The following is a 26,553-nucleotide window of genomic DNA, read 5'->3' as shown; positions in this document are numbered from 1 at the left end:
GACGGGGACGGGTGGTGCGGAGACGGGGACGCGGAGCGCGGAGACGAGAGCTGGGAGAGGAACTGCGACACGGTGACCACCACCTGCGGTGAGGAGTTCGGCTTGCGCATCCACGATGCAGCTCCGCACCGAGGCCCGCTGAACCCCGTGGACTACCGGCCGGTTGTGGACAACTCCCACACCCGAACGTGAAGTTCCGCCCCAGCCCGCACGAGCGGCCGCGACCCAGCCCCGCTCAAGCGGCCGCGAACCTACGGCAGCGCGATGCCCGGATCCATGCCGCCCAGCGCCCGCGTGCACAGGCAGTCCCGCTCCTCGTTCGCCGGCAGGTCGGCCACCGCGTCGAAGAGCACCGTCCGCAGCCTGTCCACATTGGCGGCGAAGACCTCGAGCACGTCCTCGTGCGAGACGCCCTCGCCCGTCTCGGCACCCGCATCGAGGTCGGTGACCAGGGTCAGCGACGTGTAGCAGAGCTCCAGCTCACGGGCCAGTGCGGCCTCGGGATGGCCCGTCATGCCCACCACCGACCAGCCCTGCGCCGCGTGCCACAGCGACTCGGCGCGGGTCGAGAAACGGGGCCCCTCGACCACCACGAGCGTGCCGCCGTCCACCGGCTCCCAGTCCTGCCCGCGCGCCGCCTTCACCGCGATCTTGCGGCCGACTGGGCAGTACGGGTCGGCCAGCGAGACGTGCACCACGTTCGGCACGGGGCCTCCGCCGGGCAGCGGAAGCCCGTCGAAGTACGTCTGCACACGCCCCTTCGTGCGGTCCACGAACTGGTCCGGGATCAGCAGAGTGCCGGGCCCGTACTCCGCCCGCAGCCCGCCCACCGCGCACGGTCCCAGCACTTGGCGCACGCCCAGGGAGCGCAGCGCCCACATGTTCGCGCGGTAGTTGATCCGGTGCGGTGGAAGGTGGTGGCTGCGGCCGTGGCGGGGGAGGAAGGCGACCCGCCGGCCGGCCAGTACGCCGACGAAGAGCGAGTCGCTCGGCGCCCCGTAAGGGGTGTCGACCTGCACCTCGGTCACGTCGTCGAGGAAGGAGTAGAAGCCGGAACCGCCGATGACGCCGATCTCCGCGGTCGGCATCGTGCCCGCCCCGCCCGTGATCTCCGCGTCTGCCTTGTTCGCCAGGGTCGCCATGGTCAGCACAGTAGCCGGGGCCCGCAAACGCCGAAGGCCCCGCCGTCGAAAAACGGCAGGGCCCTACGCGGCGGCCATGGCGGCCTTACGCAGCCGAAGAGCTGGAGGAGCCGGCGGAACCGGTGGAGCTGGAAGATCCCGCAGTGCTCGAAGCGCCGGACGAGCTGGTGGAGGACGTGGAGTCCGAGGACGAGGTCTTGGAGTCCGACGACTTCGTCGACGAGGCAGGCGAGCTGCTCGAGGACGAGCCGCGGCTGTCGTTGCGGTAGAAGCCCGACCCCTTGAAGACGATGCCGACCGCGGAGAACACCTTCTTCAGGCGGCCGTCGCAGTTGGGGCACACGGTCAGGGCGTCGTCCGTGAACTTCTGCACCGCCTCGAGGCCCTCGCCGCACTCGGTGCACTGGTACTGATAGGTCGGCACTTGCTTCCTCCTGGCACTCTCACTCGATGAGTGCTAACGACGGTCCATAGTGACGTATTCCCGGGGATCAGTCCACTGTGAGCGGCACGCGGTGACCGACGCCACGCGCCACCGTCCGCCCCTTGGACGGCGGCACGAGCCGTGCACGCAGCGCTACGACGGTCGCCAGGGCCAGCGCCGTCCCGGCCAGCGGGACCAGGAACCCGGCACGGTCCCAGAGACGGTCCTCGAGCTGCCCGGCGAGCGTGACCGCCGCCGCCTGCCCCAGCGCCACCGCGCCCGACAGCCAGGTGAAGGCCTCGGTACGCGCGGTGGGTGCCACCAGACGGTCGACGAGTGTGTAACCGGTGATCAGCGAAGGGGCTATGCACGCGCCGACGAGCAGCCCGAGACCGGCCAGCAGCAGCACGGAGTGCGCCGTCCACAGTCCGGAGGCCGCCAGCGCCAGTGCCGCGTACCCGACGACGAGCCGCCGGTGAGGGGCCGCCTTCCAGGCGATCGCTCCGCAGACGATGCCGGAGAGCATGTTGCCCGCGGCGAAGACGCCGTAGAGGACGCCGTTCAGCCCCGGCTCGCCGATCGACCGGGTGAACGCGGCCAGCGAGACCTGCATGCCGCCGAAGACGGAGCCGATGCCCAGGAAGGCCACGGCCAGCACTCGCACGCCGGGCACCCCGAGGGCGGAAACGCGCTCCACGCGCGCGTGCCCGTCACGCACGACACCGGACGGCTCCCCGTACCCGTCGTCACGCACATCGCCGGACGACCGCGGAGGCGTGCCGCGCGACGGCCGCCGCTGCGCCCCCGTCTGGCCCGCCTGTGACGTCAGTCCCGTCAGTCCCGTCCGTCCCGCCTGTGCCGCGAAAAGCAGCCCACCGCCCAGCGTCAGCACCGCCTCGGTCACCAGCCCGGCCGCCGGGTCCACGGCCGTGCACAGCGCGGTCGCGAGCAGTGGGCCGAGGACGAACGTCAGCTCGTCCGTGACGGACTCGAACGCGGCGGCCGTCGTCAGCAGCGGTGGCGTGTCCCGCAGGGCGACGCCCCAGCGGGCCCGCACCATCGGCCCGATCTGCGGTACGGAGGCGCCGGTCGGCACGGCGGCCGCGAACAGTGCCCACAGGGGTGCATGCGACAACGCCAGCACCGTCAGCGTCAGCGCGGCCGCCGAGTGCACCAGGACGCCGGGCAGCAGCACGGCGCGCTGTCCGAACCGGTCGGCACAGGTGCCGGTCAGGGGCGCGCACAGCGCCATCGAGACGCCCGTGACGGCGGCGACGGCGCCCGCGGCACCGTAGGAGCCGGTGGTGTGCTGCACCAGCAGCACGATGGAGACGGTCAGCATCGCGAACGGCTGGCGCGCGGCGAACCCGGGGAGCAGGAACGTCCAGGCGCCGCGCGTGCGCAGCAGTTGTCCGTAACCCGGGCGGGAGGACCCGGGGTGAGATGCCCCAGGGCGGGCAGGGCGGGATGACTTCGAGGTGACCGTGGATGCCACGGCCCGTGCCTTTCTGCCGCCTGGTAGCGCGACCCCTTTGACTGGGCTCGGGGGCGCCGAGAGCTGTCCTCTTGCGCTGGACTGCGGTAGATACCGGGCGGTCCCCTGCGGGGGCGCCGCGGCCGCCATACGGTCGCGCCAGCTCTGCGTCAGGCAGAGTTGGTCCGATCAGATCGCCTCATGTTACAGGGCCGGACTCCACGATCAACCTGCGAATCAGAGCGGTCGCAGTCCGTTCACCTGCGATTGCCTTGCCGGTCGGTTTCGATCGGCGCGGCTCACGCGCCCCGGCCCGTCCCCAGCCAGCCGGCCAGCTTGCCCCCCTGCCCGACAGCGCGCAGACGCGCCTCGGCGGCGTCCCGTACCGGATCGGTGGCCACCACGAGCAGTTCGTCGCCGCGCCGCAGCACTGTCGTCGGAAGCGGCACGAACGACTTCCCTTCGCGGACCACGAGCGTGACCGCGGCGCCCGCAGGCAGCCGCAGTTCGCTGACCTCGACGCCGTGCATCTTGGATCCCCTGGGGATCGCCACGGACAGCAGATGCCCGCCGAGGCGCTCCAGGGGCGCGGACTCGATGCCCAGATCGGAGGCCTCGGCGGTCTCGGCGAGGCGCATCTTCCGGGCCAGCCAGGGCAGCGTCGGCCCCTGGACGAGGGTGTAGACGACGACGAGTACGAAGACGATGTTGAAGATCCGGCGGCTGTTCTCGACGTCGTGCACCATCGGGATGGTGGCGAGGATGATGGGCACGGCGCCGCGCAGCCCGGCCCACGACATGAGGGCCTTCTCCCGCCACGGCACCCGGAACGGCAGCAGGCTGAACACCACCGACAGCGGCCGCGCCACCATGGTCAGGACCAGGCCGATGACGACGGCGGGCCAGATGTCGTCCTGCAGGTCGTGCGGCGTGACGAGCAGGCCGAGCAGGACGAACATGCCGATCTGGGCGATCCAGCCGACTCCCTCGGCGAAGCCGCGCGTGGCGGGCCAGTGCGGCAGCCGCGCGTTGCCGAGGACCATCGCGGCGAGGTACACGGCGAGGAAGCCGCTGCCGTGCGCGAGCGCTCCGGCCGCGTAGGCGCTGACGGCGATCGCCATGACCGCGATCGGGTAGAGGCCGGAGGCGGGCAGCGCCACGTGGCGCAGGCCGAAGGCGCCGAGCCAGCCCATCGCGAGCCCGATCGCCGCACCGATCGCCAGCTCCAGCGCGATCTCGCCCACGAGCATGTACCAGTGCTCCACCGGGCCGGCCGTGGAGAACGCCACGACGAGGATCACCACAGGGGCGTCGTTGAAGCCCGACTCGGCCTCGAGCGTGCCCGTCAGGCGCGCGGGCAGGGGCACTCGCCGCAGCACCGAGAACACCGCTGCCGCGTCGGTCGACGACACCACCGCGCCGATGATGAGCGACTGCCGCCATTCCAGCCCGATCAGGTAGTGCGCACCCGCCGCGGTGACGCCGACGCTCACGGCGACGCCGACGGTCGCCAGCGCCGCAGCTGCCGGAAGCGCCGGTTTGATCTCCTTCCACTTCGTGCCCAGGCCGCCTTCCGCGAGGATCACGACGAGCGCGGCGTAGCCGATCACCTGGGTGAGCTGGGCGTTGCTGAAGGAGACATGGCCGATGCCGTCCTGCCCCATGGCGATGCCTATCCCCAGGTAGATGAGCAGGCTGGGGAGTCCGCTGCGCGAGGAGATGCGGACCGCTGCCACGGCGATGAGCAGAACGAGCGAGCAGACGAGCAGGAGCTGGTTGAGGTGGTGGACAGTCAGCGGCCGTTCCTTCCCCTGATGGAGCTGTGTGCTCTTGTACCGGCAGCGGGCGCCTTGCGCGAGAAGCCGGATTACTTCGTTACCTTACCTAATCGTTGACGCTTTCTTGACGCTTCGAAGGTGCACTTCGAACGTATGTCGACAGCGGACTGCCGCCGCTTCCTGACCTTGCGTCCAGAGCGGAAGTGTCCTGCGCCTATGGTTGCTCCAGCGCTCACACATCTGCACAGCCCGTTCTGCCGCTCGCGAAGGACAGCAAGGACAGCGATGCCCTCGAATCACACCGCCTCTTCCGGTCAGGAGTCCGGCAAGTCCGGCAGGAAGAAGGGGCGCCGCGCCCGATTGATCGTGATCGTCCTGGTTCTGGCCGTCATCGCGGGCGTGAGTGGCGGCGCGTACTGGAGCGTCAGTACGGTGCGTGCCTCTCTCCCGCAGACCAAGGGATCGATCAAGCTCGACGGGCTCTCCGGACCGGTCGACGTGAAGCGCGACAGCTACGGGATCCCGCAGATCTACGCCTCGTCCGACGCGGACCTCTTCATGGCCCAGGGCTATGTGCAGGCGCAGGACCGGTTCTGGGAGATGGACGTACGCCGTCACATGACCTCCGGCCGGCTGTCGGAGATGTTCGGCAAGAGCCAGATCAAGACCGACGAATTCCTGCGCACCCTCGGCTGGCGGCGGGTGGCGCAGCAGGAGTACGACACCAAGCTCTCGGCGGCGACCAAGAAGTACCTCCAGGCGTACGCCAAGGGCGTCAACGCCTTCCTCGCGGGCAAGGACGGCAAGAGCCTCTCCGTCGAGTACGCGGCGCTCGGCTTCACCAACGACTACAAGCCGGAGAAGTGGTCGCCGGTCGACTCGGTGGCCTGGCTCAAGGCGATGGCCTGGGACCTGCGCGGCAACATGCAGGACGAGATCGACCGCTCCCTGATGACCAGCCGCCTCGGCCCGTCCCAGATCAAGGACCTGTACCCCGACTACCCGTACTCCCGCAACGAGCCGATCGTGCAGTCGGGCGCGTACGACGCCGCCACCAAGACGTACGGGCCGGCGAGCTCGACGAGCACGCAGACGCAGACCCAGTCCGCCACCGCTGCCGGCACGGGCCTCGCGGGCAACACCGCCGCGCCGTCGGGTCTGCAGAGCCAGCTGTCGGCGGTCTCCGACGTTCTGGACGAGGTGCCCTCGGTCTTCGGGCCGAACGGCAACGGCATCGGGTCCAACTCCTGGGTGGTCTCCGGCGCCCACACCATCACCGGCAAGCCGCTGCTCGCCAACGACCCCCACCTGGCGCCCCAGCTGCCGTCGGTCTGGTACCAGATGGGCCTGCACTGCCGGAGCGTCTCCGCCACCTGCCAGTACGACGTCTCCGGCTACACGTTCTCCGGCATGCCCGGCGTGGTCATCGGCCACAACCAGGACATCGCGTGGGGCATGACCAACCTGGGCGCGGACGTCACCGACCTCTACCTGGAGAAGTTCGCCGGCGACGGCTACCAGTACGACGGCAAGGTGCTGCCCTTCACGACCCGCAAGGAGACCATCAAGGTCGCGGGCGGCAAGAGCAAGACGATCACCGTCCGGGAGACCAACAACGGCCCGCTGCTGTCCGACCGTGACAACGAGCTGGTCAAGGTCGGCCAGAAGGCCACCGTCGACGCGGCGGCGCCCGACCGCGGCGACGGCTACGGCGTCTCCCTGCGCTGGACCGCGCTGGAGCCCGGCAACTCCATGGACGCCGTCTTCGAGCTGAACAAGGCGGAGAACTGGACCCAGTTCCGCAAGGCCGCCGCCGACTTCGAGGTGCCCTCGCAGAACCTGATCTACGCGGACACCGCGGGCAACATCGGCTACCAGGCGCCCGGGAAGATCCCGACGCGCGGCGGCGGATACGACGGTTCGCTGCCCGCGCCGGGCTGGGACTCCAAGTACCGCTGGACGGGTTACATCCCGCCGTCGGCCCTGCCGTACGAGTACAACCCGGAGCGCGGCTACATCGTGACCGCCAACCAGGCCGTCATAAACCCGGACAAGTACCCGTACACGCTCACGACGGACTGGGGCTACGGCACGCGCAGCCAGCGGATCACCGACCTCATCGAGTCGAAGATCAAGAACGGCGGCAAGATCTCGACCGAGGACATGCGCCAGATGCAGACGGACGACAGCAGCGAGATCGCCAGGCTGCTCGTGCCCAAGCTGCTCAAGATCGACGTCTCCGATCCGTACGTCCGCGAGGCGCAGAAGCTGCTGGAGGGCTGGGACTACACCCAGGACTCGGACTCGGCGGCGGCCGCGTACTTCAACGCGGTCTGGCGCAACATCCTCAAGCTCGCCTTCGGCAACAAGCTCCCCAAGGAGCTGCGCGTCGAGGGCCAGTGCCTGAGCGTCGAGCCGGCGGGCAACACCGGCCCGGTCGACGAGGAGCGCAAGGTGCGCGAGTGCGGTGAGCGCGACGCGGACTCGGCGCAGCCCGACGGCGGCGACCGCTGGTACGAGGTGGTCCGCAAGATCCTCGAGGACGAGGACAACGACTGGTGGACGGCGCCGAAGACGCGGACCGAGCCGGCGGCCACGAACCGCGACGAGCTGTTCGCGCGGGCCCTGCAGGACGCCCGCTGGGAGCTGACCGCCAAGCTCGGCAAGGACATCGACACCTGGAGCTGGGGCCGCCTGCACCGGCTGTTCCTGAAGAACCAGACGCTCGGCACCGACGGCCCGAGCTTCCTGCAGTACGTGCTGAACCGCGGCCCGTGGAAGCTCAGCGGCGGCGAGGCGGCGGTCGACGCGACCGGCTGGAACGCGGCGGGCGGTTACGGAGTGATCTGGGTGCCGTCGATGCGGATGGTGGTGAACCTCGCGGACCTCGACAAGTCCAAGTGGATCAACCTCACCGGCGCTTCGGGGCACGCCTACAGCGCGCACTACACCGACCAGACCGACAAGTGGGCCGACGGTGAACTCCTGACGTGGGCCTACTCCGAGAAGGCGGTCGACGCCGCCACGCAGGACACCCTGGTGCTGCGGCCTTGACGGTCCGGCTCTCACCGAAGTAGCCCCGCACGCGTGCGTGCGGGGCTACTTCGAGTGCCGAGGGGCCGGGGTCAGCGGAAGCGGCGTACCCCCGAAGGTGTCACCACTGCGCGCACCGGCCGGTCGTGCGGCTCCTCGGGGACGTGGTCGACGACCTCGCTGTCGTACAGCAGCACCACCAGCGCCGGATCCACGCCCGCCCGCTCCAGGCGCGCGAGCACCCGGTCGTACGAGCCGCCGCCGCGTCCCAGCCGCATCCCACGCGCGTCCACGGCGAGCCCCGGCAGCAGGACGGCGTCCGCTTCCAGGACGGCGTCCGGGCCGAGCCGCGCGCCCGCCGGCTCCAGCAGTTCGATCTTCCCCGGGTGTCGGACACCGACGAGCGAGCCCTCACCCTCGTACACCGCCCAGTCGAGGTCGTTGTCGGCCAGCAGCACCGGCAGCAGGACGCGCACCCCGCGTGCGTGGAGTGCGTCCAGCAACGCGCGCGTGCCCGGCTCGCTGCCCACCGAGACGTAGGCCGCGACAGTGCGGGCCCCGGCGAGCTCGGGCAACTCCAGTGCCCGGCCCGCGAGAGCCGCTGCCGCCTCGCGCAGGTCATCCGCTGTCAACCCGCTTCTCACCGTGACGAATCCCCGCCGCAACATTCGCTTGTCAGGCTCGGTGCCGCTCCTGGCGTGATTCATGGCGTTCTCACAACTCCTCACAAGTGGCTCATATGAGAGCGAATTAACCGGATCCACAGATTCCGCACAATGGCACCGGATAGGGTTGCCGGTATGACTGAGTCGTCGCATCCCAGGATCAGCAAGGCTGTCATCCCCGCAGCAGGCCTCGGCACCCGGTTCCTCCCGGCGACCAAGGCCACTCCCAAGGAGATGCTGCCGGTCGTCGACAAGCCGGCGATCCAGTACGTGGTCGAGGAGGCCGTGTCCGCCGGCCTCGACGACGTCCTCATGATCACGGGCCGCAACAAGCGCCCCCTCGAGGACCACTTCGACCGCAACTACGAGCTGGAATCCGCCCTGCAGAAGAAGGGCGACGCGGACCGGCTCGCGAAGGTCCAGGAGTCCAGCGACCTCGCGACGATGCACTACGTACGCCAGGGCGACCCCAAGGGTCTCGGTCACGCCATCCTCTGTGCCGCACCCCACGTCGGCCACGAGCCCTTCGCCGTCCTCCTCGGCGACGACCTGATCGACCCGCGCGACCCTCTGCTTGCGCGCATGATCGAGGTCCAGGAGCAGCGCGGCGGCAGCGTGATCGCGCTCATGGAGGTCGACCCGGCCCAGATCCACCTCTACGGCTGCGCGGCCGTGGAGCCCACCGAGGACAGCGATGTCGTCGAGGTCACCGGCCTGGTCGAGAAGCCCGACGAGGCGGACGCGCCCAGCAACTACGCGATCATCGGACGCTACGTTCTGGACCCGCACATCTTCGACATACTCCGCAGGACCGAGCCGGGCCGCGGCGGCGAGATCCAGATCACCGACGCGCTGCAGAAGCTCGCCGAGGAGCACCGGGACACCGACGGCGGCGGGACCGGCGGCCCCGTGCACGGCGTGGTCTTCAAGGGCCGCCGCTATGACACCGGCGATCGTGGCGACTACCTGCGTGCCATTGTCAGACTCGCGTGCGAACGTGAAGACCTGGGCCCGGAGTTCCGGTCCTGGCTTCGCCGTTACGTCACCGAGGAGATGTAGCAATTTGAGCAACGCCGCGACCCGCGTCACCGGCCAGGACCACATCTGGTCGGTGACCGAGCACCTGGAGGACATCCTCGAAACCGTCCGGCCCTTGGAGCCCATCGAGCTGAACCTGCTCGACGCCCAGGGCTGCGTCCTCGTCGAGGACGTCACGGTGCCGGTGTCCCTGCCGCCCTTCGACAACAGCTCGATGGACGGGTACGCGGTCCGGGTCGCCGATGTGTCGGGCGCGAGCGAGGAGTTCCCCGCCGTGCTGACGGTCGTCGGCGACGTCGCCGCGGGCCAGGCCGCGCAGCCCGCGGTCGGGCCCGGGCAGGCCGCCCGCATCATGACCGGCGCCCCGCTGCCGCCCGGCGCCGAGGCCGTGGTCCCCGTCGAGTGGACCGACGGCGGGCTGGGCGAGGGCCCCGTCTCCGGGATGCGCGCCCACAGTGCGGCCCCGGAGGGCGCCTACGGCCGGGTCCATGTGTACCGCCCGGCCGAGGCACGCGCGCACGTGCGCGCGAAGGGCAGCGACGTGAAGGCCGGGGAGCGCGCGCTGGAGGCCGGCACGGTCCTCGGCCCGCCGCAGATCGCCCTGCTCGCCGCCATCGGCCGCGGCACCGTCCGGGTACGCCCGCGCCCGCGCGTCGTCGTCCTGTCCACCGGCAGCGAACTCGTCCAGCCCGGCGAGCAGTTGGACGACGGCCAGATCTACGACTCCAACAGCTTCGCGCTCACCGCGGCCGCCCGCGACGCCGGAGCGATCGCCTACCGCGTCGGCGCCGTGGCGGACGACGCCGACACCCTGCGCGCCACCATCGAGGACCAGCTGATCCGCGCGGACCTGATCGTCACCACGGGCGGCGTCAGCGTCGGCGCGTACGACGTCGTCAAGGAGGCCCTGTCCTACGTCGGCGACGAGGACGAGGCCGGCAGCGGCATCGAGTTCCGCAAGCTCGCCATGCAGCCCGGAAAGCCCCAGGGCTTCGGCTCCATCGGCCCCGACCACACCCCGCTGCTCGCCCTGCCCGGCAACCCCGTCTCGTCGTACGTCTCCTTCGAGCTGTTCGTACGCCCCGCGATCCGCACTCTGATGGGCCTCACGGACGTCCACCGGCCGACCGTGCGGGCGATCCTGGAGGCCGGCAAGGCGCTCTCCTCGCCCGCCGCCCGGCGCCAGTTCCTGCGCGGGCGGTACGACGCGGGCGCGGGCACCGTCACACCCGTCGGCGGCGCCGGGTCGCATCTCATCGCCGCCCTGGCGCACGCGGACGCACTGATCGTCGTCCCGGAGGACACCACTTCGGTCGAATCGGGCGCGGAGGTCGAAGTGGTCCTGCTTGCTTGAGCATCGGCCAGTCGGGCGGGGGTAACCTGTCGCGCACACCAGGCCCGCGCGCACGGCGTCGGCCCTGATCAGGAGCGCGACAGCGAATGACCGTGTTTTCCCGGGGGGAGACCCCCGGACCGCCTGAGCCGGAACGGCTGACGCACATCGACGACGCGGGCGCCGCCCGCATGGTCGACGTGTCCGGGAAGGACGTGACGGCGCGCACCGCCCGTGCCAGCGGCCGTGTTCTGGTCGCGCCCCGCGTGGTGGAGCTGCTGCGCGGCGAGGGGGTCCCCAAGGGCGATGCCCTCGCGACCGCCCGTATCGCGGGGATCATGGGTGCCAAGCGCACCCCGGATCTGATCCCGCTGTGCCACCCCCTGGCCGTCTCGGGCGTGAAGGTCGATCTGTCGGTCGCCGACGACGCCGTCGAGATCACGGCCACGGTGAAGACGACGGACCGCACGGGCGTCGAGATGGAGGCCCTCACCGCCGTCACCGTTGCGGCGCTCACGGTGATCGACATGGTCAAGGCCGTGGACAAGGGGGCCGTCATCACGGACGTACGGGTGGAGGAGAAGACGGGCGGGAAGTCGGGGGACTGGACCCGGACGGGAGGCGCGGTATGAGTGCCGCCGGCTCGCACCAGCACCAGCACTCACCCTCGGCTGCGCACGCGCACGGCGATGCGCCGGCACCGCGTCGCGCTCTCGTGGTCACCGCGTCGAACCGCGCGGCCGCCGGGGTCTACGCCGACAGGGGCGGGCCCCTGATCGCCGAGGCGCTGACCGCGCTCGGTTTCACCGTCGACGGCCCGCAGGTGGTCCCCGACGGCGACCCCGTCGAGCAGGCGCTGCGGGCGGGGGTCGCTGCCGGGTACGACGTCATCCTCACCACCGGCGGAACCGGCATCTCGCCCACCGACCGCACGCCGGAGGCCACCCGGCGCGTCATCGACTACGAGGTGCCGGGCATTCCTGAGGCCATTCGCTCGTTCGGACAGGTGAAGGTGCCCACGGCGGTGCTCTCCCGGGGTCTTGCCGGGGTCGGCGGGCGGACGCTGATCGTCAACCTGCCCGGCTCCACCGGCGGCGTCCGGGACGGACTCGCCGTCCTCGAGCCCCTCCTGGCGCACGCCGTCGACCAGATCCGCGGCGGCGACCACCCCACACCCTCCCCCAGTGCCTCAACGGCCTGGGAGGTATCCCCAGGGGGTGCGAGCTGAACAGCCCATCCTGGCCCGTCGAGCTCCGGGACGGCGACGTCGCTCTCCGCCCCATAAAGCTGCGCGACCAACGGGCGTGGCGCGAGGTGAACCGGCGCAACCGCGACTGGCTGCGGCCCTGGGAGGCGACCATTCCGCCGCCCACGCCCAGCGGCCCCGTCACACATCGCCCGACCTACCGTCAGATGGTCCGCCACCTGCGCGCCGAGGCCAATGCGGGCCGGATGCTGCCGTTCGTCATCGAGTACCAGGGCCACCTCGTCGGACAGTTGACAGTCGCCGGCATCACGTGGGGCTCGATGTGCTCGGGCCATATCGGCTACTGGGTCGACGAGGCGGTCGCGGGCCGCGGGGTGATGCCGACGGCCGTCGCGCTGGCCGTCGACCACTGCTTCCGCACGGTCGGCCTGCACCGCATCGAAGTCTGCATTCGCCCCGAGAACGGGCCCAGCCGTAGGGTCGTGGAGAAACTCGGATTCCGCGAGGAGGGGCTTCGCCCACGGTATCTTCACATCGACGGTGCCTGGCGTGATCATCTCGTCTTCGCGCTCACCGCCGAGGAAGTGCCCGAGGGACTGCTCCGACGCTGGCACCAGGCCCGTTCCAGGAACAGCGGGCAGAACACCGCCTGAGGGTCGCTCACCGGATACGAAATAAAATAAGTGTTCGAAAATGATCGGCAGCTGATCGTCCTGGGCAATGAATTTCCCGCCGCTGTGGCTCCGCTGATCGTACGAGTCGCAAAAAAAGCTCGGAATATCAGCCAGATCGTGCGACACACCGGCGGAATTGGCAGATGGCCTCACGCAAACCCCTCTACGGTGTGAGGCGTGAGCAGCAGCGGCCTCATCTACGCAGTCATCGTCGGGGCCTGGGCCGCCTACTTGGTGCCGATGTGGCTCCGTAGGCAGGACGAGCTGAACGAAGCCCGTCCGACGGAACGCTTCAGCACCGCCATCCGGCTGCTGTCCGGACGGGCGGGGATGGAGCGCCGATACGCCAAGGACCTGGAAGCGCGCTCGGCCGGAGAGCCCGATCCGCGCGCCGACCCGGACGGCGTCACCGACTCGGTGGACGTCCGGGCATTCGCCGTGTCTCCGTCGTCTCCGTCGCGCAAGGACGTGCCTGGGGCGCGCAGGGAGATGCGCGACACGGCTGACGGTGCACGGCGTGACGAGGGCCGGGAGGCAGGACTGCGCGAAGGCCGGAGCGTGCGCAGAGACGACCGCGCAGACGCGCGGCGGGACGCCCGCGGGGACGCGGTGCGTCCCGAGGCGGGAGCCCAGTCCACAGGCCGCTCCCAGGCGCACGCCGCGGCCCGGACCCAGCCGCCGAAGGTGCACGCCCAGGCCGACCCCGCGGACCGCTCGCCCGCCCGGCAGGCATCCCGGCAGCAGCAGTCGCCCGCACGCCCCGGGGTTACGCGGGACGCCGGAGCGCGTGCCCGGCGCTCGCAGGTGCTCGCGCGCCGGCGCCGCACGACGGTGGTCCTGTTCTTCGCCTTCACGCTCGGCGCGATCGTCGCCGCGGTCGGGGGGCTCGCGTTTCTGTGGGCGCCCGCGGTGCCGGCCCTGCTGCTCAGCGGCTATATCGCGCATCTGCGTTCCCAGGAGCGGCGCCGCTTCACGTTCGTCATGGACCGGCGCCGGGCCGAGGCCGCCGCGCAGAGCCTGCGTGAGCGAGAGCGGCAGCCGCGTCGTCGCCCGTCCGCCGACGGGCCGGCCGGCGACGAAACGGAGGAGGAATCGGCGCCCGGCACCGGCACCGATCTCTCGTCACTCGCCGCCGACCGCCGCGCCATCGTCGAGCAGACCGACCACGCGGAGTGGCTCGACCAGCAGCGCGAGCGGCCGGGCGGGCCGGGTCAGAGCGACAGCTGGGAGCCGGTGCCCGTGCCGCTGCCGACGTATGTGACCGCGCCGGTCGCCCCGCGCGCCACCGGCGGTGTCGACCTGGGCGCACCCGACGTGTGGAGCTCCGCGCGGTCGAGCGCGGCGGAGCCGACGGACGGCGGCGCCACCGAGCGCGCCGACCACCCGGGCCGCGCGGACGGTGCCGACCGCTCCGGCCGGGTGCCGGCTCCCGCGTCCGGTGCGGACCGTGATCACGTCTCCGGAGACGCCCTGGACACGACGGGCGGCGCCGGCTCGGGCGCGCGGGAGCGCACCGCGGCGGGCTCGGCGGCGGAGGGGCAGGACGACGGGGCGGACCCGCAGGAGACCGCCGCGGGCGACCGGAGCGACGCCCGCCGCGCGGCGTCCGCACGGCGTTCCCGCGAGCGCGGCCGTACCCCGCTGTTCGACCAGTACGAGGACGGGGACCGGCCGAGGGCCGCCAACGAGTGAGACGCGGCCGCCCGGGACAGGACCCGCGAGCCGGCCAGGCCACCTCCGTCGCTCCCGGTCGCCGCCTCGGCTGACCAGCCAGGGAACGGATTTCCAAGCACCCGGACCGGGATGCTAGAGTTTCACTCGTTGCAAGGGCCTGTGGCGCAGTCCGGTAGCGCACCTCGTTCGCATCGAGGGGGCCAGGGGTTCAAATCCCCTCAGGTCCACGCAGCTCAGAGCCCCGGTTGGTGATTACCAACCGGGGCTCTGACGTGTCGTACGGCGTCAGTCCGAGCAGGGCGTGCCGAGCCCTGGCCGGTGGCCCTCAGCCGAACCGATGGTGACCGGCCCGAAGCGGACACCGCACACGCACGGTGTGATGGTGGCCGTGAACGACCCGCTGTTGTCGGAGTTGAAGTTGTCGTTCACCGCGAGGTAGAGCTCTCCGCTGCCCACCAGGGTCGTCGGGCCCGCCCCGATGTAGTGCCATGGTCCGTTGCCGATCCGGGCAATGAGCGACCAGGCCGGCACATCCGGCAGCGGGAAGTCCGAGCCCGCGAGCTCCGTGCTGTCGCCCCACGGACTCTCGGTCGTACCGCCGTTGCGCACCGCGATCGTTCCGGTAGCCGTGATCTTCACGGCACTGCGCACGCACACGCCCGTGTCGATCACGCCCGTGGCGCCGGGGATCCCGGTTGGGCCGGCCGTGGCCGGGACCTGGGCGGTGGTGCTCGGGGCGGGGAACTGCGTGATGGGGCATACGGCCACGCCAGCGCGGTGCTCGGCCGCCACGGCGGAGCCCGGGCCCACCGCCAGCGCGAGCGCCATCGCGGCAGGGGCACAGAGCCATCCGCGGTGGGCCGCGGCCCGCGTGACGGTCTTGAGAAGGGTTCTTGCGTTCATCCGCCAAGACTCCTGAGGGGTGAGGGGATGCATCAGCGACCCCAGTAGCGCATGGCACAGGGCCAGGGACGTGACAGGGCTCGACGCAACGGGCGGCAACCAGCCCAACGGCTGAGTCACCGGATGCCGTTCGTCCGCACCCGCTGCCGGTCACAGCCCATGAGGGCCAGGGGTTCGAATCGCCTCAGGTCTACTGCAAAAAGATCCCGGTCCGACGGTCATCGTCGGGCCGGGATCTCGGCGTTTCAGGGTCGTGGTTTCAGGGCCGTGCGGCTCACAGCCGATCCGGTTGCGCCATGCGGTAGACGAAGGGCCCCAGGCCGCCTTCCACGATGGCGAAGAACAGCGTGCTGGCGCTCTCCTGCACCGCCGCCTTGTCCAGAGCGCCCATGCTGACGGGCTCGTAACCCGCGTCGCGGCTGAGTTGTTCGACGACTTCGCGCGCCTCGGCGTCTCCGCACCAGAGGTTGGAGGGCCGTTCCCGGGTCTCGCCGAGCCGGCCGTACAGCGCGGCGAAGTTGAGGTTGAACGACTTCGCCGTCGGGCCGTTGGTCCTGGACTTCAGGTACTCGGCGTTGGAGGAGAAGCCGGCCGGCGGCTCCGCGCCGAGCAGGTTCGTCGCGTCGATCGCGGTCCTGCCCTCGATGCCGCGGACCTTGTCGAGGGCGTCGGCGACGGCGTCGCCCGGTACGGCGACCACCACGGCCTCGGCGTCGGAGACATCACCGCCGTCCCGTCCGAGGCGCGCCACCGTATGGCCCGCGCGCTCCCACAGATCCGCGAGCCCGCCGCCCACGTCGCCTCTGCCGATGACCGCGATCCTCATCCGCTGCTCCCTGCCCTGTCGGCCCCCTCGACGGTCCTGCTCCAGGAATCAGAATCGCCTTGATCGGGCAGGTCCGCGAGACGGGCCGGCCGGGCGTCGCTCGCGGTCGGCGGGGGCGTGGACCCTCATGGCGTCACGTGGACCCTCATGGCCTCAGCGGCTTGGCGAAGCAGCGGCTCAGCTCGTCGAAGCGGTAGTGTCCGAACTTGGAGCACGGCTCGTAGCCGCTCGACGTGTACAGGCCGATCGCCTCCGGCTGCTTGATGCCGGTCTCCAGGACCATGCGGACGCGGCCGGCCGCGCGGGCGTCGTCCTCCAGGGCCGCGAGGATGCGGCGCGCGAGGCCCAGGCCACGGGCCTCCGGGACGACGTACATGCGCTTGAGCTCCGCGTCGCCGTCCGAGTAGCCCTCGCCGTTCTCGTCCTGCGTGCGCCAGCCGCCGGTCGCGACAGGGGTGCCGAGTCCGTCGTACGCGATGAGGTACAGCCCGATCGGCGGCCGGAACATCGTGGCGTCGAGGGGGGTGACGTCGCCCTCGTCCTGGTAGCGCTCGGCGTACTCCAGCTGGACGCGGTCGTTCAGCTTGACGGCGTCGGGGTGGTCGAAGGAGACCGGGCGGATATCCATGCGGAATATCGTACATCTATGCAGATGCTGGGTGTCTGCTTTTACCAGTGTGCCGGTATCGTGCCGGGGTGCTCACTGTGACAAGCGTGAATGTGAACGGGCTCCGCGCGGCCGCCAAGAAGGGCTTCGTGGAGTGGCTCGCGGACACCTCCGCCGATGTGCTGTGCCTGCAGGAGGTACGGGCCGAGCCGCAGCAGCTCCCCGACGAGGTGCGTGAGCCGGACGGTTGGCATGTCGTGCACGCACCGGCCGCCGCGAAGGGGCGCGCGGGTGTGTCCCTGCTCACGCGCCGTGAGCCGGAGCGTGTGCAGGTCGGCTTCGGATCGAGTGAGTTCGACGGCAGCGGGCGGTACGTCGAGGTGGATCTGCCGGGGGTCACGGTCGCCAGCCTCTATCTGCCGTCCGGCGAGGTGGGCACGGAGCGGCAGGACGAGAAGTACCGCTTCATGGGCGAGTTCCGGGCCTATCTGAAGGAGCTGCGGGTGCGCGCCGCTGCCGACGGGCGCGAGGTCCTCGTGTGCGGCGACTGGAACATCGCGCACCGCGAGGCCGACCTCAAGAACTGGAAGGCCAACCACAAGAACTCCGGCTTCCTGCCGGAGGAACGGGAGTGGCTGGGCCAGATCTTCGGCGAGGTCGGGTACGTGGACGTCGTACGGGCGCTGCATCCGGATGTCGAGGGGCCGTACTCGTGGTGGTCGTACCGCGGCAAGGCTTTCGACAACGACAGCGGATGGCGCATCGACTACCACGTCTCGACGCCGGGGCTTGCCGGGCGGGCGGTGAAGGCCCTCGTGGAGCGCGCGGCGAGCTACGACCTGCGGTGGTCGGACCATGCGCCGGTGACCGCGGTGTACGAGATGTGAGCAGGGAGAGTGAGTGCGGCCTAGCCGGGGCCGGGCTGCTTCTCCTCGTCCGGCTCCGGTTCCGGCTTCCGGTCGGCCGCCAGCCTGCGGTCCAGCGCCAGCGACAGCTCCGCCTCCACCACGCTCTTCGCCAGTGGGCGCATCCGCTCGACGTCCTCCGGTGAGGCGTGGGTGACGATGAGTTCGGTGAAGATCTCGGCCAGTGCGTCCGCGTGTTCGCGGACGCGGCGGCCCGTCTCCAGGACGGCAGCCAGCGGGATGCCCTCGCGGACCACCGCCGACGAGACCTCCAGCAGGCGGCGGCTGACGTGCACGATCTCGCCGCCGTCCGTACCGAGATAGCCGAGGTCGAGGGCGGCGGTGAAGTTCTCGGGGGTGACCTCGCCCGCGAAGCGGTCGGCCAGTTCCTCGGGGGTGAGGCGGACCGGGGTCTCCTCCGACGGGGCGCCCAAGCCCAGGAGTTCGACGACGTCGCGGCCGTGGTCGTAGGCCTCGGTGAGTTCGGCGATGCCGTTGAGCGTGTGGCCGCGCTCCAGCAGGGCGGAGATGGTCCGCAAGCGGGCCAGGTGGTGTTCGCCGTACCAGGCGATGCGGCCCTCGCGGCGCGGTGGCGGGAGGAGCTTGCGTTCGCGGTAGAAGCGCAGGGTGCGCACCGTGATGCCGGCCTCCTCGGCCAGCTCCGTCATGCGGTACTCGCGTCCCTCTGTCACGTCGTGTCCCTCTGCCACGCCAGCAGACTATGTCGTACCGATCGGTGATACCGCCGGTAACTTTCCTGCTCCGCCCCCTACCCCTCAGTACGCCACTGCTCTAACCTCCCCACTGCGCCAGTGTTCACTGGCACAGTCGCGGGATCGATCGGGGAGGCACAGGCATGGCCGAGCACGAACATGTCCGCGTGGCGGTGATCGGGTCCGGGTTCGGCGGGCTCGGTGCCGCCGTCCGGTTGCGTCGGGAGGGCATCACCGACTTCGTCGTACTGGAGCGGGCCGGTTCGGTCGGCGGGACCTGGCGGGACAACAGTTATCCGGGATGCGCGTGCGATGTGCCGTCGCACCTGTACTCGTTCTCGTTCGCGCCCAATCCCGACTGGCCGCGCGTCTTCTCGGGGCAGGAGCACATCCGCGAGTACCTGGAGCATGTCGCGGACGTGTTCCGGCTGCGGCCGCACATCCGCCTCGACTCCGAGGTGAAGACGATGCGGTGGGACACCGGGAAGCTGCACTGGGAGGTGGAGACCAGCAGCGGCACCCTCACCGCGGACGTCGTCGTCTCCGCCACCGGACCGCTCTCCGACCCCAAGATGCCGGACATCCCGGGGCTCGACACCTTCCCCGGCAAGGTGTTCCACTCCGCCCGCTGGGACCACGACTACGACCTGCGCGGCAAGCGCGTCGCGATGGTCGGTACCGGGGCCTCCGCCATCCAGATCGTGCCGGCCGTCCAGCCCGACGTCGCGCGCCTGACGCTGTTCCAGCGGACCCCGCCCTGGGTGATGCCGCGCATGGACCGGGCCATCGGCGGCGTCGAGCGGTGGCTGCACCGGCAGTTGCCGTTCACCACGCAGGTGCGTCGCGGACTGCTGTGGGGCATGCGGGAGTTGCAGGTCCAGGCGTTCACCAAGCGGCCGAGCGAGCTGGGAATCGTCGAGCAGATCGCGAAGCGCAACATCGCCCGTGCCGTCAAGGACCCGGAGCTGCGGGCCAAGCTCACGCCCTCGTACCGCATCGGCTGCAAGCGCATCCTGCTGTCCAGCTCGTACTATCCGGCGCTCGCGCAGCCCAATGTGGACGTCGTCGCGAGCGGGCTCGCCGAGGTGCGCGGATCGACCGTCGTCGCCGCGGACGGGAGCGAGGCCGAGGTCGACGCGATCATCTTCGGTACGGGATTCCACGTCACCGACATGCCGATCGCGGAGCGGGTCGTCGGCGCCGAGAGGAAGACGCTGGCGGAGAGCTGGAGCGTGTCCGGTATGGCCGCGCTGCGCGGGGCGACCGCGCCCGGGTTCCCCAACTGGATGACGATCATCGGCCCGAACACCGGCCTCGGGAACTCCTCGATGATCCTGATGATCGAGTCCCAGCTGAACTACATGGCGGACTTCGTGCGGCAGCTCGACGTCCTGGGCGGCCGGGTCGCGCTCGCCGCGCGGCCGAGCGCCGTGGACGACTGGAACGACCGGGTCCAGGAGCGCATGAAGCGCACCGTGTGGAACACCGGTGGCTGCACCAGCTGGTACCTGGATGCGAACGGGCGCAATACGACGGTCTGGCCCGGTACGACCACCGAGTTCCGCAACGCCACGCGCCGCGTTGACCTCTCCGAGTACGAGGTGATCAGGCTGCCGAAGTCCCCGAAGCAGACTGCCTCCCAGGTCACGGCTCGCGCCGAGAAGGCGGAGGCCGGAGCGTGAGCCGACTCATGCATGTGGTCTCCGGACCCTACGCGCCGCCCGCCCCTGCCCGTGAGCTGACCGCCGTGTCCGCCGACGGAGCCCGCCTGCACGTCGAGACGCACGGACCGGACGGCGCGCCCGCCGTGGTGCTGGCGCACGGCTGGACCTGCTCGACCGCGTTCTGGGCCGCGCAGGTCCGCTCCCTCGCCGCCGATCACCGCGTGATCACCTACGACCAGCGGGGGCACGGGCGCAGTCCCGCCGCGGCCACGCCGGACGGGTACAGCACGCGTGCGCTGGCGGACGATCTGGAAGCCGTGCTGGCCGCGACCCTCGAACCCGGTGAGAAGGCCGTGCTCGCGGGGCACTCGATGGGCGGGATGACGATGATGGCGGCGGCCGGGCGGGCCGCGTTCCGTGAGCACGCGGCCGCGGTGCTGCTGTGCAGTACGGGCAGCTCCCGGCTGGTCGCCGAATCGCTGGTGCTGCCGATGCGCGCGGGGGCGCTGCGCACCCGTGCCACCCGGTCGATCCTCGGCTCACGGGCGCCGCTCGGGCCCGTCTCCGCTCCGGCCAAGCGCGTCCTGCGGTACGCGACGATGGGGCCGGGATCGTCGCCCGAGATGGTCGAGGCGTGTGCGCGGATCGTGCACGCGTGCCCGAGCGCGGTGCGGCACGGATGGTCGCACGTGCTCAACGAACTCGATCTGGACGCGGGGGTACGGCAGTTGACGATGCCCACCGCGGTCGTCGCGGGGACGGCCGACCGGCTCACCCCGGTCGTGCACGCTCGCACCATCGCGGCGGCGCTGCCCGACTGCGCCGGGCTGACCGAACTTCCCGGCCTCGGCCACATGACGCCGGTGGAGGCGCCGGAGGCGGTCACCGGCCGGATCCGTGAACTCGTCGCGACGTACGCACAGGTGAAGGGGACAACATCGTCATGAGCAGCAGGGGCAAGGCGGGGCTCGAGGGGCAGGTCGTCGTCGTCACCGGTGCCGCGCGGGGCGTCGGCGAGCTGCTGGCGCGCAAGCTGTCGGCGCGCGGTGCCAGGATCGCGCTCGTCGGACTGGAGCCGGACGCGCTGAAGCAGGTGTCCGAGCGGCTGCACTCCGACAGCGACCACTGGCACGCCGACGTCACCGACCACGAGGCGATGGCGCGGGTCGCGCAGGAGGTCAAGGAGCGGTTCGGGAAGGTCGACGTCGTCGTCGCCAACGCGGGCGTCGCGTCGGGCGGGCCGTTCGTGGACTCCGACCCGGTGGCCTGGCGGCGGGTGATCGAGGTCAATCTGATCGGATCCGCCGTCACCGCGCGGGCATTCCTGCCGGCGCTGGAGGAGAGCCGGGGCTATCTCCTGCAGATCGCGTCGCTGGCCGCCGTCACTCCGGCACCGATGATGACCGCCTACTGCGCGTCCAAGTCCGGTGTGGAGGCGTATGCGCACAGCCTGCGTGCCGAGGTCGGGTACAAGGGGGTGCGGGTCGGGGTCGGGTATCTGTCGTGGACCGACACGGACATGGTGCGGGGCGCCGATCAGGACGACGTGATGCGGGAGTTGCGGCAGCGGCTGCCGTGGCCGTCGAACAAGACGTATCCGCTCGGCCCTGCGGTCGACCGTATCGTCGCGGGGATCGAACGGCGGTCCAGTCATGTGTACGGGCAGTGGTGGCTGCGCGGGATGCAGTCGGTGCGCGGGTATCTGCCCGGAATCATCGGCACGGTGGGGCAGCGCGAGGTGCGGCGGTTCGCGGACCGGCTGGGGAGTGTGTCGAAGGGCCTTGTGGGCGAGGGCGGGGCCGCGGACGAGCGGGCGCGGGGGGTGCGGGGCGGGTAGGGTCCCGCCGCGGGCCCGTCGCGGAGGCCTTCTGTGCGGCGATTGCCGGCCATTTATGCCCTCTGAGCTGGGCGTTGTACGGTCCGTAGTCGTTTGGTTATAGATCGAAATGCGGCGTATGTCCGGGCGTGTCACTCTGACAGAGGCCCCATCCCCTCAGCCATTTGGGAGTGAACCCGCATGGGCACGATGGACCAGTTCAAGGACAAGGGCGAGCAGCTCTCCGAGCAGTCGAAGGAGAAGATCGCCCGCGAGAAGCGTGAGCGTGGGCGGTCTCCGCAGGCTCCGGGTGAGCGCGGCAAGCGTGAGCGCGGCTCGCACATGCCCGAGGAGGAGCCTTCGCGGCGGATGCCTCGGGAATCTGGCGAGGAGCGGTTCGACCGGGACGAGTACGACGTCTGACGGTTCGCTCTCTTGAAGGGGTGCCCCCATTGTGGGGCACCCCTTCTTGTGTGGCTCGGCTTCTTGTGTGGCTTATTGGCTCACTGCCTCGGTGGGAGTTTCGGCCGGGTTCGTTTCGGGATCCTCGAGTAGTCCGGGGGGCTTGCCGCCGGGTGGTGGTCCAGGAGGTCCAGCGCTACCTCGACCGCCTTGTGGAGCTGGGTGTTGCGGCCTTCCGCCCAGTCGACGGGGGTGCGCGCCACCTCGATGTCCGGGTTGACGCCGTGGTTCTCGATCGACCAGCCGTACGCGTCGAACCAGGCCGCGTTCATCGGCACCGTGATGACCGTGCCGTCGCTGAGGCGGTGGCGGCCCGTCATGCCGACGACGCCGCCCCAGGTGCGCTGACCCACCACGGGCCCCAGTCCGAGGAGCTTGAACGCCGCCGTGATCATGTCGCCGTCGGACGAGGTGGCCTCGTCGGCGAGGGCGACGACCGGACCCCGGGGCGCGTTGGAGGTGTACGAGATGGGCTGCGCGTTGCGCGTCAGGTCCCAGCCGAGGATCGTGCGCGTGAGCTTCTCGATGACGAGTTCGCTGATGTGGCCGCCCGCGTTGCCGCGTACGTCCACGATCAGGGCCGGGCGGGACACCTCCATGCGCAGGTCGCGGTTGAACTGCGCCCAGCCGGAACCGCCCATGTCGGGGATGTGCAGGTATCCGCACTTGCCGCCACTCAACTCGCGGACGACGGCGCGGCGTTTGGCGACCCAGTCCTGGTAGCGCAGGGGCCGCTCGTCGATGAGCGGGATGATGGCGACCCGGCGGGCGTGGCCCTTGCCCTCCGCCGTGGCGAAGGTCAGCTCGACCGTGGTGCCGCCCGCGCCCGCGAGCAGCGGGTAGGGGCCGGTGACGGGGTCGACCGCGCGGCCGTCGACATGCGTGAGGATCTCGCCCTCGCGGATGCCCATGCCGGCGAGCGGGGAGCGCGCCTTGGAGTCGGAGGAGTCGCCGGGCAGGACGCGCTTGACCACCCAGTTGTCGCCCCGGCGTACGAGGTTGGTGCCGAGCAGGCCGATCGCGCGCTGGTAGTGCGGCGGGCCCTCGTTGCGGCGGGCCGGGGTGACGTACGCATGGGAGGTGCCCAGTTCGCCGAGGACCTCGCGCATCAGGTCGGCGAACTCGTCGGGGGACGCGACCCGTTCGACCAGCGGCCGGTACTGGTCCAGGACGGCCGGCCAGTCGATGCCGCACATGTGCGGTTCCCAGAAGTAGTCGCGGATGATGCGCCCTGCCTCGTTGTACGCCTGGCGCCACTCGGCGCCCGGGTCGGCCTCGTGCAGGATGCGGCGCACATCTATCCAGACGGTCGAGTCGCTGTCGCCCAGCTCGTTGGAGGGGACGGCCTTCAGATCGCCCTCGTCGACCACGACGAGCCGGCTGCCGTCGCCGCTGAGCGCGAACGAGTCGAGGTGGACGACCAGCTCGGACTTCCTGGCCTTGGTGAGGTCGAAGTGCTCCAGCGTCGGCCGGCCGGTGGTGTCGCTCGGGTTGACGAACGTCTCGCCGAGGGCGCCGGAGATGGGCCAGCGCAGCCATACGAGGCCGCAGCCCGCGACCGGGCGCAGCGCCGAGTACTTGGAGGCGGACACCGGGAACGGCGTCACCCGGTTCTCAAGACCCTCGGTCTCCACGATGACGGTGCCGCCGCCCGGTCCGTTCCCGTCCGGGTCGAGCCCGCCGGCGGCGGGGCGGCCGTCGGGCGAGAGCGCGAAGGGTGATGGCGTGGCCGACGACAGCGGTACGAGGTAGGGGCGGCAGCCGAGCGGGAAGGACAGGTCGCCGGTGTGCACGTCGTAGACCGGGTCGAAGCCGCGCCAGGACAGGAACGCCAGATAGCGGCCGTCCCGGGTGAACACCGGGTTCTCGTCCTCGAAACGGCCGTTGGTGACGTCCACGATCGTCCGGTCGCTGATCCGTGCGACCTTGATCTGGCGCAGGGAGCGCCCGATGCCCGGGTGGGACCAGGTGATCCAGGCGCCGTCGGGCGAGAAGGCGAGATCGCGCACCGGCCCGTTGATGGACCGGATCAGCTCGGTCACCTCGTCCTTCGGCGCTTCCGGCGCTTCCGGCGCTTCCGGCGCTTCCTCCGCCTCCGTGCCGGAGGCTGAGGCGGAGGCGTCCTCGGACTCCTCGGTCGCCGCCTCGCCGGACACATTGATCAGCAGCAGCCGCCCGTCGTGCGAGGCGATGGCGATCCGCTCGCCCGCGGGGTCGGCCACCAGTTCCTGTACGCGGCCGAGCCGGCCCGAGGCGAGGCGGCGCGGCTCGCGGGCTCCGCTGGCCCGCGGCAGATCGGCGATCTCGACGGCGTCCTCGCCGTCGGCGTCCGTGACATAGGCGACCTGGCCGCCGTTGCCGAGCATCTCCGGCATGCGCACGCGTACGCCGGGGGTGTCCGTGATCACGCGCGACGGCCCGTCCCGGTGCGTCAGCCAGTACAGGCTGCCCCGTACGACCACCGCGCTGGCCCGGCCCGTCGTGTCCACGGAGATCGCGCTGATGTTGTTGGCGGCCGGCACCTGGGAGCGGCGGCGGCCGGCGCGCGGGCCGCCGAGCCGTACGTCCAGGCGGCGCGGCTCGCCGCCGGGGGAGAAGTCGTCGACGAGCCACAGCTCGCCCGCGCACTGGTACACGACACGCATGCCGTCCGACGAGGCGTGCCGGGCGTAGAAGGCGTCGTGGTCGGTGTGGCGGCGCAGGTCGGAGCCGTCGGGCAGGCAGGAGTACAGGTTGCCGGTGCCCTCGTGGTCGGAGAGGAAGGCGATCCGGCCGTCGACGAACATGGGCGACTCGAGATGCCCGTTGATGTCCGCGGCGATCTGCCGGCCCTGCAGCCAGAGCCGGCCGGTGGCGCCGCCGCGGTACCGCTTCCAGCTGGCCGGTTCGTGCGGCGGCTTGCCGGTGAGGAGCAGGGTGAGGTGTTCGCCTCCGACGTCGGCGATGGCGATGTCGGAGACGGGGCCCCAGGGCAGCTTGTCTCCGGGGGAGCCGTCGGTGGGGACGCGGTAGGCCCAGGAGAAGTAGGAGAAGGGCTGGCCGTGCGAGGCGACGGCGAGGATGTCGGCCTTGCCGTCCTTCTCGGGGGGTGCCCAGCCGCACACGCGCGTGTCGATGCTTCCCCAGTAGGTGAGGCGGCGCGCCGGGCCGCCGTCCACGGGGGCGAGATGGATCTCGGGATCGAGGCTGCGCCACGTCGTGAACGCGATGTGGTGGCCGTCGGGCGAGAAACGGGGGTGGCTGACCTTGGTCCGGTCGACGGTGAGCCGCCAGGCCCGCTCGGGGGTCTTCCCCTCGGGCGTCAGAGCCGCCATCCACAGATCGTCCTCGGCCGCGAAGCAGAGGCGGTCGCGGTGGAGGTGCGGAAATCGCAGATACCCAGGTGTGTAGTCGCTCGCGTCGCTCACCCAACCATGCTTTTACTCGGAACGGGTCATGGCAAGTTATGCCGGTATGGGGGACTTCGGGCGGGCTTCTCGGGGTGGTTTCGGCGGCTTCGAGGGCGGGCGTGACGTGAGACACGTACGAAACGGTTTCGTTTCGATAAGGAGGGGGGTACGCTCTCGGCTGTACGACACCGTTTCGTTCGGAGTGGGAGTGGATGAGCATGGCTGAAGCCGCGACGGTGCGCCGCAGCCGGATCACCCCCGAGCGCGAGGCCGAGCTCTACGCGGCCGTGCTCGACCTGCTCCGCGAGGTCGGCTACGACGCCCTGACCATGGACGCCGTGGCATCCCGCACCCGGTCCAGCAAGGCCACCCTCTACCGCCAGTGGGGGAGCAAGGCCGAGCTGGTCGTCAAGGCGCTCCGGCATCAGAAGCCGGTGAGCATAGGTGAGATCGACACCGGGAGCCTGCGGGGCGACTTCCACGAGATGGTGACGCGTGAGGACGACTGCCGGATGGAGCAGGACACTTCGCTGATGCGGGGCCTGGCCATGGCGGTGCACGGGAACGCCGATCTTCTGCAGGCCCTTCGTGAGCTGCTGTTCGAGCCGGAGATGACCGGTCTCGACCGGATGCTGCGGCGGGCCGTGGAGCGGGGTGAGATCCGCGCGGACAACCCCGCGCTCGGCTACGTCCCGCACATGCTGGTCGGCGGCCTCGTCGTCCGGGGACTGGTCGACAACAGACCGCCCACGCAGGCCTTCCTCACCTCGTACATCGACGCCGTGGTCCTCCCCGCCCTCGGCGCCTGACGTCCCCGGGGTCCCGC

General features: G+C 70.8%; 23 protein-coding genes and 1 tRNA gene. 14 read left to right on the top strand and 10 right to left on the bottom strand.

What is annotated here, in order from left to right; all coding sequences use genetic code 11:
• Positions 1–251: 251 nt before the first annotated feature.
• The 4 genes from ACWD4J_RS27100 to ACWD4J_RS27085 all read right to left on the bottom strand — a co-directional run bounded on the left by ACWD4J_RS27100 (position 252) and on the right by ACWD4J_RS27085 (position 4,836).
• Positions 252–1,142 carry an S-methyl-5'-thioadenosine phosphorylase gene (locus tag ACWD4J_RS27100; protein ID WP_451398029.1) on the bottom strand — a complete coding sequence of 297 codons (891 nt, stop codon included), beginning with the start codon at positions 1,140–1,142 and terminating at the stop codon, positions 252–254.
• A gap of 85 nt (positions 1,143–1,227) precedes the next feature.
• Positions 1,228–1,566, bottom strand: a complete 339-nt coding sequence (locus ACWD4J_RS27095) for an FmdB family zinc ribbon protein (protein WP_451398028.1) — start codon at positions 1,564–1,566, stop codon at positions 1,228–1,230.
• 67 nt (positions 1,567–1,633) lie between these two features.
• Entirely contained in the window at positions 1,634–3,061 is a 1,428-nt protein-coding gene (locus ACWD4J_RS27090; RefSeq protein ID WP_451398027.1) for an MFS transporter, read from the bottom strand.
• A 278-nt stretch (positions 3,062–3,339) separates the two neighbouring features.
• Entirely contained in the window at positions 3,340–4,836 is a 1,497-nt protein-coding gene (locus ACWD4J_RS27085) for a potassium/proton antiporter (RefSeq protein ID WP_451398063.1), read from the bottom strand.
• Positions 4,837–5,103: 267 nt separating this feature from the next.
• Between ACWD4J_RS27085 and ACWD4J_RS27080 the strand changes: the two genes are divergently transcribed.
• Positions 5,104–7,872, top strand: coding sequence for a penicillin acylase family protein (locus tag ACWD4J_RS27080; protein WP_451398026.1), 2,769 nt, complete (start codon positions 5,104–5,106; stop codon positions 7,870–7,872).
• Positions 7,873–7,943: 71 nt separating this feature from the next.
• Here ACWD4J_RS27080 and ACWD4J_RS27075 read toward each other — a convergent pair whose 3' ends face one another.
• On the bottom strand, positions 7,944–8,558 hold the full coding sequence (locus ACWD4J_RS27075; protein ID WP_451398025.1) for a 5-formyltetrahydrofolate cyclo-ligase: 615 nt from the start codon (positions 8,556–8,558) through the stop codon (positions 7,944–7,946).
• A 93-nt stretch (positions 8,559–8,651) separates the two neighbouring features.
• Here ACWD4J_RS27075 and galU point away from each other — a divergent pair, with 93 nt between their 5' ends.
• From galU to ACWD4J_RS27040, 7 genes are all read left to right on the top strand, one after another.
• The gene (gene galU, locus ACWD4J_RS27070) at positions 8,652–9,575 is read left to right on the top strand and encodes a UTP--glucose-1-phosphate uridylyltransferase GalU (RefSeq protein WP_451398024.1); all 924 of its coding nucleotides are present in this window, start codon (positions 8,652–8,654) and stop codon (positions 9,573–9,575) included.
• A gap of 4 nt (positions 9,576–9,579) precedes the next feature.
• Positions 9,580–10,908, top strand: a complete 1,329-nt coding sequence (glp, locus tag ACWD4J_RS27065) for a molybdotransferase-like divisome protein Glp (RefSeq protein ID WP_451398023.1) — start codon at positions 9,580–9,582, stop codon at positions 10,906–10,908.
• An 86-nt stretch (positions 10,909–10,994) separates the two neighbouring features.
• A complete protein-coding gene (gene moaC, locus ACWD4J_RS27060; protein WP_451398022.1) occupies positions 10,995–11,519 on the top strand; it encodes a cyclic pyranopterin monophosphate synthase MoaC in 525 nt (174 codons plus the stop codon).
• Positions 11,516–12,115 (top strand): MogA/MoaB family molybdenum cofactor biosynthesis protein, encoded by a 600-nt coding sequence (locus ACWD4J_RS27055; RefSeq protein ID WP_451398021.1) that lies wholly within the window; start codon positions 11,516–11,518, stop codon positions 12,113–12,115. Before moaC ends, ACWD4J_RS27055 begins: the two co-directional genes overlap by 4 nt.
• Complete coding sequence (locus ACWD4J_RS27050) at positions 12,112–12,747, top strand: GNAT family N-acetyltransferase (protein WP_451398062.1); 636 nt, start codon at positions 12,112–12,114, stop codon at positions 12,745–12,747. The genes ACWD4J_RS27055 and ACWD4J_RS27050 overlap by 4 nt, the downstream gene beginning before the upstream one ends.
• Positions 12,748–12,945: 198 nt before the next feature.
• On the top strand, positions 12,946–14,460 hold the full coding sequence (gene sepX / locus ACWD4J_RS27045) for a divisome protein SepX/GlpR (RefSeq protein WP_451398020.1): 1,515 nt from the start codon (positions 12,946–12,948) through the stop codon (positions 14,458–14,460).
• A gap of 135 nt (positions 14,461–14,595) precedes the next feature.
• Positions 14,596–14,669 (top strand) — tRNA-Ala (locus tag ACWD4J_RS27040).
• 58 nt (positions 14,670–14,727) lie between these two features.
• On the opposite strand, the gene ACWD4J_RS27035 is transcribed toward ACWD4J_RS27040, so the two are convergent.
• From ACWD4J_RS27035 to ACWD4J_RS27025, 3 genes are all read right to left on the bottom strand, one after another.
• Positions 14,728–15,345 carry a hypothetical protein gene (locus ACWD4J_RS27035; RefSeq protein ID WP_451398019.1) on the bottom strand — a complete coding sequence of 206 codons (618 nt, stop codon included), beginning with the start codon at positions 15,343–15,345 and terminating at the stop codon, positions 14,728–14,730.
• Between the two features lie 274 nt (positions 15,346–15,619).
• Positions 15,620–16,171 carry an NADPH-dependent F420 reductase gene (locus ACWD4J_RS27030; RefSeq protein ID WP_451398018.1) on the bottom strand — a complete coding sequence of 184 codons (552 nt, stop codon included), beginning with the start codon at positions 16,169–16,171 and terminating at the stop codon, positions 15,620–15,622.
• 145 nt (positions 16,172–16,316) lie between these two features.
• On the bottom strand, positions 16,317–16,799 hold the full coding sequence (locus tag ACWD4J_RS27025; protein ID WP_451398017.1) for a GNAT family N-acetyltransferase: 483 nt from the start codon (positions 16,797–16,799) through the stop codon (positions 16,317–16,319).
• A 77-nt stretch (positions 16,800–16,876) separates the two neighbouring features.
• On the opposite strand from ACWD4J_RS27025, the gene ACWD4J_RS27020 reads away from it, so the two are divergent.
• Complete coding sequence (locus ACWD4J_RS27020; RefSeq protein WP_451398061.1) at positions 16,877–17,665, top strand: exodeoxyribonuclease III; 789 nt, start codon at positions 16,877–16,879, stop codon at positions 17,663–17,665.
• A 20-nt stretch (positions 17,666–17,685) separates the two neighbouring features.
• Here the strand turns inward: ACWD4J_RS27020 and ACWD4J_RS27015 are convergent, their stop codons facing one another.
• Entirely contained in the window at positions 17,686–18,375 is a 690-nt protein-coding gene (locus ACWD4J_RS27015; protein ID WP_451398060.1) for a MerR family transcriptional regulator, read from the bottom strand.
• Between the two features lie 164 nt (positions 18,376–18,539).
• On the opposite strand from ACWD4J_RS27015, the gene ACWD4J_RS27010 reads away from it, so the two are divergent.
• From ACWD4J_RS27010 to ACWD4J_RS26995, 4 genes are all read left to right on the top strand, one after another.
• Positions 18,540–20,078, top strand: a complete 1,539-nt coding sequence (locus ACWD4J_RS27010) for a flavin-containing monooxygenase (RefSeq protein WP_451398016.1) — start codon at positions 18,540–18,542, stop codon at positions 20,076–20,078.
• Entirely contained in the window at positions 20,075–21,007 is a 933-nt protein-coding gene (locus tag ACWD4J_RS27005) for an alpha/beta fold hydrolase (RefSeq protein ID WP_451398015.1), read from the top strand. The genes ACWD4J_RS27010 and ACWD4J_RS27005 overlap by 4 nt, the downstream gene beginning before the upstream one ends.
• Positions 21,004–21,897 (top strand): SDR family oxidoreductase, encoded by an 894-nt coding sequence (locus ACWD4J_RS27000; RefSeq protein ID WP_451398014.1) that lies wholly within the window; start codon positions 21,004–21,006, stop codon positions 21,895–21,897. The genes ACWD4J_RS27005 and ACWD4J_RS27000 overlap by 4 nt, the downstream gene beginning before the upstream one ends.
• 180 nt (positions 21,898–22,077) lie before the next feature.
• Positions 22,078–22,299 carry a hypothetical protein gene (locus ACWD4J_RS26995; protein WP_451398013.1) on the top strand — a complete coding sequence of 74 codons (222 nt, stop codon included), beginning with the start codon at positions 22,078–22,080 and terminating at the stop codon, positions 22,297–22,299.
• Between the two features lie 80 nt (positions 22,300–22,379).
• On the opposite strand, the gene ACWD4J_RS26990 is transcribed toward ACWD4J_RS26995, so the two are convergent.
• Complete coding sequence (locus ACWD4J_RS26990) at positions 22,380–25,745, bottom strand: S41 family peptidase (protein WP_451398012.1); 3,366 nt, start codon at positions 25,743–25,745, stop codon at positions 22,380–22,382.
• Positions 25,746–25,945: 200 nt separating this feature from the next.
• Between ACWD4J_RS26990 and ACWD4J_RS26985 the strand changes: the two genes are divergently transcribed.
• The gene (locus ACWD4J_RS26985; protein WP_451398011.1) at positions 25,946–26,536 is read left to right on the top strand and encodes a TetR/AcrR family transcriptional regulator; all 591 of its coding nucleotides are present in this window, start codon (positions 25,946–25,948) and stop codon (positions 26,534–26,536) included.
• Positions 26,537–26,553 lie beyond the last annotated feature (17 nt).

This window comes from Streptomyces sp. NPDC002577 (assembly GCF_053594815.1).
Note: the sequence above shows the minus strand (reverse complement) of the source record. Positions and strands in the feature narration are given on the sequence as shown.